The 269-nt window shown below is 60.2% G+C and carries 1 rRNA gene; it reads right to left on the bottom strand.

Features of this window, described 5'->3' with window-relative positions:
- Nucleotides 1-269: ribosomal RNA gene (locus DC53_RS00200) — 23S ribosomal RNA — on the bottom strand; the annotation flags it as partial.

The following is a 269-nucleotide window of genomic DNA, read 5'->3' as shown; positions in this document are numbered from 1 at the left end:
TGAGCCACCCTTCGCGCGCCTCCGTTACGCTTTAGGGGGCGACCGCCCCAGTCAAACTACCCGCCACGCAGGGTCCCGGATCCGGATAACGGACCGCGGTTAGACATCAAGAGTGCGAAGGGTGGTATCTCAAGGGAGGCTCCACCGCGACTAGCGTCACGGTTTCGATGCCTACCACCTATCCTGCACGTCACAATCCTGATGCCAGTGCGAAGCTGTAGTAAAGGTGCACGGGGTCTTTCCGTCTAACCGCGGGAAGCCTGCATCTT

Source organism: Pseudoalteromonas fuliginea (assembly GCF_000690055.1).
In the GTDB taxonomy this organism is placed as follows: domain Bacteria; phylum Pseudomonadota; class Gammaproteobacteria; order Enterobacterales; family Alteromonadaceae; genus Pseudoalteromonas; species Pseudoalteromonas fuliginea.
The sequence above is the reverse complement of the archived record's forward strand: the minus strand, read 5'-3'. Positions and strand labels throughout refer to the sequence as shown.